Source organism: Anabaena sp. PCC 7108 (genome assembly GCF_000332135.1).
GTDB lineage: Bacteria > Cyanobacteriota > Cyanobacteriia > Cyanobacteriales > Nostocaceae > Anabaena.
The window spans coordinates 823,009-829,254 of sequence record NZ_KB235896.1 but is presented as its reverse complement, the minus strand read 5'-3'; the positions used below and the strand labels follow the sequence as shown (position 1 = coordinate 829,254).

General features: G+C 40.7%; 3 protein-coding genes and 1 other annotated feature. Of the genes, 1 reads left to right on the top strand and 2 read right to left on the bottom strand.

Going from position 1 to position 6,246, the window contains the following annotated elements; translation table 11 throughout:
* Window positions 1-48: 48 nt before the first annotated feature.
* Window positions 49-382 (bottom strand) — a sequence feature (16S ribosomal RNA rRNA prediction is too short).
* A gap of 580 nt (window positions 383-962) precedes the next feature.
* Window positions 963-1,832, top strand: coding sequence for a carboxylating nicotinate-nucleotide diphosphorylase (nadC, locus tag ANA7108_RS0104460; protein WP_026103980.1), 870 nt, complete (start codon window positions 963-965; stop codon window positions 1,830-1,832).
* Window positions 1,833-2,014: 182 nt separating this feature from the next.
* On the opposite strand, the gene ANA7108_RS0104455 is transcribed toward nadC, so the two are convergent.
* Together ANA7108_RS0104455 and ANA7108_RS0104450 are read right to left on the bottom strand one after the other, a co-directional pair.
* Window positions 2,015-4,855, bottom strand: a complete 2,841-nt coding sequence (locus ANA7108_RS0104455) for a substrate-binding domain-containing protein (protein ID WP_016949567.1) — start codon at window positions 4,853-4,855, stop codon at window positions 2,015-2,017.
* Window positions 4,856-5,039: 184 nt separating this feature from the next.
* The gene (locus tag ANA7108_RS0104450; protein ID WP_016949566.1) at window positions 5,040-6,158 is read right to left on the bottom strand and encodes a precorrin-8X methylmutase; all 1,119 of its coding nucleotides are present in this window, start codon (window positions 6,156-6,158) and stop codon (window positions 5,040-5,042) included.
* Window positions 6,159-6,246: the final 88 nt, after the last annotated feature.

Here is a 6,246-nt window from a genome sequence, read left to right as displayed (position 1 = left end):
TCTTCCCTGAGAAAAGAGGTTTACAACCCAAGAGCCTTCCTCCCTCACGCGGTATTGCTCCGTCAGGCTTTCGCCCATTGCGGAAAATTCCCCACTGCTGCCTCCCGTAGGAGTCTGGGCCGTGTCTCAGTCCCAGTGTGGCTGATCATCCTCTCAGACCAGCTACTGATCGTCGCCTTGGTAGTCCATTACACTACCAACTAGCTAATCAGACGCAAGCTCATCTTCAGGCAGCAAGCCTTTTACCTCTCGGCACATCCGGTATTAGCCACCGTTTCCAGTGGTTGTCCCAGACCTGAAGCCAGATTCTCACGCGTTACTCACCCGTCCGCCACTAAATCCCTAAGGATTCCGTTCGACTTGCATGTGTTAAGCATACCGCCAGCGTTCATCCTGAGCCAGGATCAAACTCTCCGTTTTGGTTCGTTTTCTTTAGCTCTTTTGACCGTCTTTTTCAACCTCGGTCAGGTTATTTTCTTTACTGACGCAGAGTACTTGTTTTATACTGTCTTTCAAACTATAATATTTTCAAGGTTCGGTCTCCTTCGAGCGTCGCTTTCGTTCGGCTTCTCTCTCCGGCACTTATTCAATATATCTAACCTCTTTCTTCTTGTCAACTACTTTGACAAACTTTTTTCTTCGCTCTTTTTTAAATTCCCTTCAAAGCTTTACGGGGTAAGCTTTTTACGATATAAACTTCCTACAGAGAAGAAATTGTGCTGGACTTATAGACTGGGATGCCAATTTTTATGATCCGGGTCATAACTCTTCCCTATAATTCAAGCAATTTGGATTTATTCATAATAATTTGGCAGTAATTGCAGATAGAATTACTTTGCAATTCCTCAGATAAAGTATTGGATATAGGAGTGAACAAAAATTCATAGGGGTTATGTAAAAGGTCTATACGGGTATTTTTGGATAAAGCATATTCAATTTTTGACGATAGATATCTATAGAATATGGAGAAACACGTCGTGGCTGTACTACCACCTTTTTTGGTGCTAGATAAATTGTTGCAAAGTTGGTTGTTGGAAGATATTGGTAGAGGCGATCGCACTACTCAATCTCTTTTATCGCACAGTGCAACACCCGGACAAGCTAAATGGGTAGCGAAAGCGCCAGGGATAATTGCTGGTTTACCAGTTGCAGCGAGGGTGTTTCAGCTTTTGAATGAGAAAGTTAACTTTGTCTCCATAACAAATGAAGGTGCAAAGTGTGAACCGGGACAGGTGGTGGCAGAAATTAACGGTTCCTTGGATGCTCTGTTGATGGGGGAACGGGTGGCGCTGAACTTAGCGATGCGGTTAAGTGGCATTGCAACTTTGACTAATATATATGTAGAGAAAATAGCAGATTTACCTACTCAGTTGGTGGATACACGCAAAACCACACCGGGATTAAGAATCCTAGAAAAGTACGCTACGGCTATAGGTGGTGCGATTAATCACCGGATGGGTTTAGATGATGCGGTAATGATTAAGGATAATCACATTGTAGCTGCTGGTGGAATTGGACAAGCTATAACCCGTGTTCGTTCCCAGATTCCTTATCCTCTAACAATTGAGGTGGAAACAGAAAGTTTGGCACAGGTAGAAGAAGCGTTACAGCATAAAGCTAATATTATCATGTTGGATAATATGCCTTTGGAAATGATGCGTGAGGCAGTGCAGTTGATTCGTAAGCAGGATAGTGATGTCAAGATTGAAGCTTCGGGAAATGTTACTTTGGCGACTATTCACGGTGTAGCAGAAACTGGGATTGACTATATTTCTAGTAGTGCGCCAATTACCCAATCGAGGTGGTTGGATTTGAGTATGAGGATGAGTTAAAAATTCCCAGGAGTAGGAGTGATTAATGCAGAAAAGAGTCAAAGTAATTCGTAATTATCAGCCCATATTTAAAGCCAGGGGCTTGTAATCTTTAATTACGTTGGTAGTAGCCAGCTGGAGGCATTATTAAGAATTACGAATTACGGATTAGTAATTATTCAGTCACTCCTAGTTTCTAAATCCTAACTCTCTGAAATTTCCTGAGAGAACTTCTTAGAGATAGTTTGACTTTGTCCTCCGTTAGCAGAGGTTGCTGTGATCAGATAGTTGAGTAAGTTATCTGAAAAGGGAACACGAAAATGGAAAGTGCCATCAGATTGGAGTCTAAGGCTTTTACCATTGATGGTAATAGTTGCACCAGGTTCTGTTGCTCCTTGAATAACTAGCTCAGTATCCGTAACCAGCCAAAAATCTGCACTAGAACGACTGAATACACGAACAATACCAGAACGAGCTATACATAACCAGGTATCAGCATAAGTAACATAACCTATTTCAGTCATGTAGTCACGATTTCCTTGGGGAATAGCCACATAACGATCATGTGTTGCTTCGTCACATTCATACTGTTGAACTAACTGGGGAATTTGGTAACTGAGGTCAATATCAGTGACATCATATAGTCGCACTGCTAAGAAATGGCCGCCTTTATTCTGCAGTGCTTGTTTCTGAAACTCAGAAACATACCAAGAAACATAAGCCCATTTGGGAGTGCGGGGTGTGAAGATAATACTACCATCACCGATCACATCTGACAAATTGGTAATTTCTTCTGTCAAGTTAGCCTTAACTTCAGTTTCTTCATCTGAGGTATTGAATAACTCTTCTAATTCATTTGATAAGTCAGGTAGTGAATGTTTTATCTCCGCTATTGGTAGTTCTACATCTAATGATTCTGGTGACAAACCCAATAATTCTGAAAGCGAAGCTGTGGAATCTTGAGGAGATGTTGATGTGGGTACAGTCAGTAATTTTAATAGTGAAGTGTTGGACTCTCCATCTGTAGATGTTGTGAGAACACCAAGCAAATCTAACAGTGAAGTATTAGACTCATCATTAGCTGAGTTTGCTAACACACCAAGTACTTCTAATAGCGAAGTTGTAGAATATGGATTAGTGTCCTCTGCTGCCGCATTTAGTAATTCTGAAAGCGAAGTTGTAGAGTGTTGATTGGAGTTTTCTACTGTCTCATCTAGTAATTCTGAAAGCAGAGTTGTAGAGTGTTGATTGGAGTTTTCTACTGTCTCATCTAGTAATTCTGAAAGCAGAGTTGTAGAGTGTTGATTGGAGTTTTCTACTGTCTCATCTAGTAATTCTGAAAGCAGAGTTGTAGAGTGTTGATTGGAGTTTTCTACTGTCTCATCTAGTAATTCTGAAAGCGAAGTTGTGGAATGTTGATTAGAGTTTTCTACTGTCTCATCTAGCAATTCTAAGAGAGAACTGGTGAGATCCTCTATTGGCAGTTCTACATCGAATGGCGGTTCTAAAATATTTGGAACTTGAGGATAGGGAGTCTTAACAACAGCTACTGGTGCTTCTGTGTCCCAGACAACTTCACCACAATCAAGAGCAATTGTCTGATTATAAATTTCTACCTGATTTTTATTTTCTACTGCGGTGTTTTTTTCTTTAACAGCTATGGCTGTTACACCAGATCCTAAGTTGTCAGTATCAGCGAAAATGAAATCTTCTTCTGTATTAGATACGGTTGATGTCGTATTTTGATTGTGGTGAGATGTTCCGTTAGTAAGATTAGTGTCGTTAGCAGAGGGAAGAAAGCTAAATTCATCAGGTGTTGTTTCTAAAACCGATTCCTGAGAAGTATCAACTTCCAAGCCAGTTGTGTTTTCACTGATTGATTGTTGTTTTCCCCGTACCCACCAAGTTAAAAAACCACCTAAGCCAACAATTGGTAACAAAGATAAAGCTATCCAAAGTACTATATTCCTTTGTCCAATAGGATTATTGTCCCAAGGAGTGACTAACTGCTGCTCGTTACCTGACTTAAGGTTGGTAGATGAAGTCTCTGATGGATTCTCATTGGATGAAGCAGTAGCTATGGGTGTAGCAGCTGGTGTAGAACTTGTGGTAGTTTCTGTACTAAAGCTTTGTAATGCACGGGCGGCGATCGCAGATGCTTCAGAATTTCTAGCTGCTTCTATCGCTTTTTTTCCGGGGGTTGCAGTTGTAAAACCGAGAAAACTAGCCACTCCAGGGCTGGGATTTTGCTTATAAACGTAAACTAAAGACTGGGAAAAGGGATATTTAGGATTGTCTGGGGAGATTTCCTGTACTTTTAGTTTTCGCACATCAGGCAACACTGATACCTGATTATCCATAACATAGCTGATGCCGTCTGTGCCTAATCCTTTGATAATTTGGGCAATATTATCATCAGTTACTTGAATGGCATTAGCACCTGTGGCAAATTCCTGAGATTTAAAGGCTGGGTAGTTGCGAAAAGAATTCCGAGTATCGCTAGTTGCTGGATGATCGATAAACCGAATTTTACCAGCAGATCCTCCTAGTTCTGACCAGTCTGTGATTTCTCCCCGAAAAATCTTGGCGAATTGTTCACTAGTTAAACCACCTTTAAAAGGATTGTTTGCACCAACTACAATGGCAATCTTTTCTCGGTGTAAATTGACTTGTTCTAAACCTTGGGCTTGTTCTGCTGGTGTTAATTTACGAGCGATCGCTGCTATGTCTATTTTGCCATCTAGCAAAGCTTGTAGTGCAGCATCAGTTCCATTAACACTCACTTCTACTTTTGTTCCAGAGAACTTTTTTTCAAAGTCATCTTTGAGGTTTTGGTTAATCATCAACAAGGTGTTGGAACCATCAATCCGCACTGTAGTTCCATTCTCCACTGTTTGCGGCAGTGAGAAAGCGGCCACATCATTTGTAGATTCTGCCAATACAGGTTTGGAAATTAAGAAGTTTACTGCCCAGGGAATGGTAGCTAAGGCTAGTGATAAAGCCAAACTAACAATTACACTCTGTTTTTTTTCTTGTTGCGACATATGCCCCTTATCCAGGTATAAGAATATAGTAAAGCGGGCTACTTCCCAAGATGTTTTTGTATAGAGGAGACGCGCTAATTATACATCTTTAGTTATGTTTATCCCTAGTCACCGAATTTACTCAAAGTTAATTCATACTACGTTTTGTTGATCTGGTAAAAACAAAAAGCTTCTTGGCTATAATTTATACGAGAGTTTCCTTGAGGTAACAATGACAATCGGGTTTATCAATCAGCGACTCTACCAAGGCATTCAGAACAGTAGTAGCTAATAATCCACCACCTAAATTTCCTTCAATAGTGATAAAAGGGATGTTTTGTTCCATAAGTTGTCGCTTGGCTGCGGGTGCATGACTAAAGCCAATCGGCATTCCTATCACTAATGCAGGCTGAATTTTTTGGTTTTTAAGGGCTGTACATATCTCCAGCAATACTGAGGGAGCATAACCAACAACCAGTATAGCCCCCGTATTTAGTTGCAGCAATGTTTCTCGCCATTGTTGATGCTGCCAAAATGCTTGTTCTGCTTCTGTGACAGTGGTAATATGAGAATTATCGATTAAAGTTGTGACTAGACATCCCAAATGAGCTAATCGAGTTTGATCTAAGGCAGCGGCAACAGTGGGAAGATCGACAATAATCTCACAACCAGATTTTAGGGCTTTACGACTGGCTGCTATGGCTTCCCGACTCAACCGCAAGAAAGATACTAAACTCACATCACCGCAAGCTAAAACCAATTGGGAAATCAGATGTTGTTCAATTTCCGAACGATTGGATAAATCAGGTAATAAGCGTTGTAAGGATTCGGGGAATACTTCTGAATGGTTGTGAACTTCAGCGTCTAACTGACTCCAAAGTTGTTCCAGTCCACCTAAACCCGCTTGGGTGTCACTTTCCAGTAACTTAATTTGGGATAGAACTTCGGTTTGTATGATTTGACAATGTTCATCTCTCCCCAACAAACTTTCTAAAGCCGAGGCAGTTTGTCGCAATTGAGAAATTTGTTGTATTATTGCCTGATATTGTTGTTGTAGTCGCCCGATTAAATTCTGATTTGTTTCTGCTTCTGGTTCAACTTCCAAAATGTGTCGAATGTGGTTGAGTTGAAAACCTTGCTGTTTGAGTGTAACAATTCTTTGTAATCGGATCACATCTTGTTGGCTGTATAGGCGATAATTACTAAGCGATCGCACAGCTTGGGGTAATAACCCTAATTGATGATAATGTCTCACCATGCGCGGTGTAATTCCACCACCTACCGCTTCAGTAAACTCTTTGATAGTTAAGCAAGCTGTATTCATAATTCCAAAGTATATTCAAGAGACTTAATACTAATAAGTAGGGTTTGCTGTTCGCGTACAGATTTTTAGTGTGACTTGACATTAACAT

What these genes read in the sequence shown, in the direction of transcription:
- nadC (WP_026103980.1), top strand. Translation starts at nt 963, where the DNA reads ATGGAGAAACACGTCGTGGCTGTACTACCACCTTTTTTGGTGCTAGAT.
- ANA7108_RS0104455 (WP_016949567.1), bottom strand. Translation starts at nt 4,855, where the DNA reads ATGTCGCAACAAGAAAAAAAACAGAGTGTAATTGTTAGTTTGGCTTTA.
- ANA7108_RS0104450 (WP_016949566.1), bottom strand. Translation starts at nt 6,158, where the DNA reads ATGAATACAGCTTGCTTAACTATCAAAGAGTTTACTGAAGCGGTAGGT.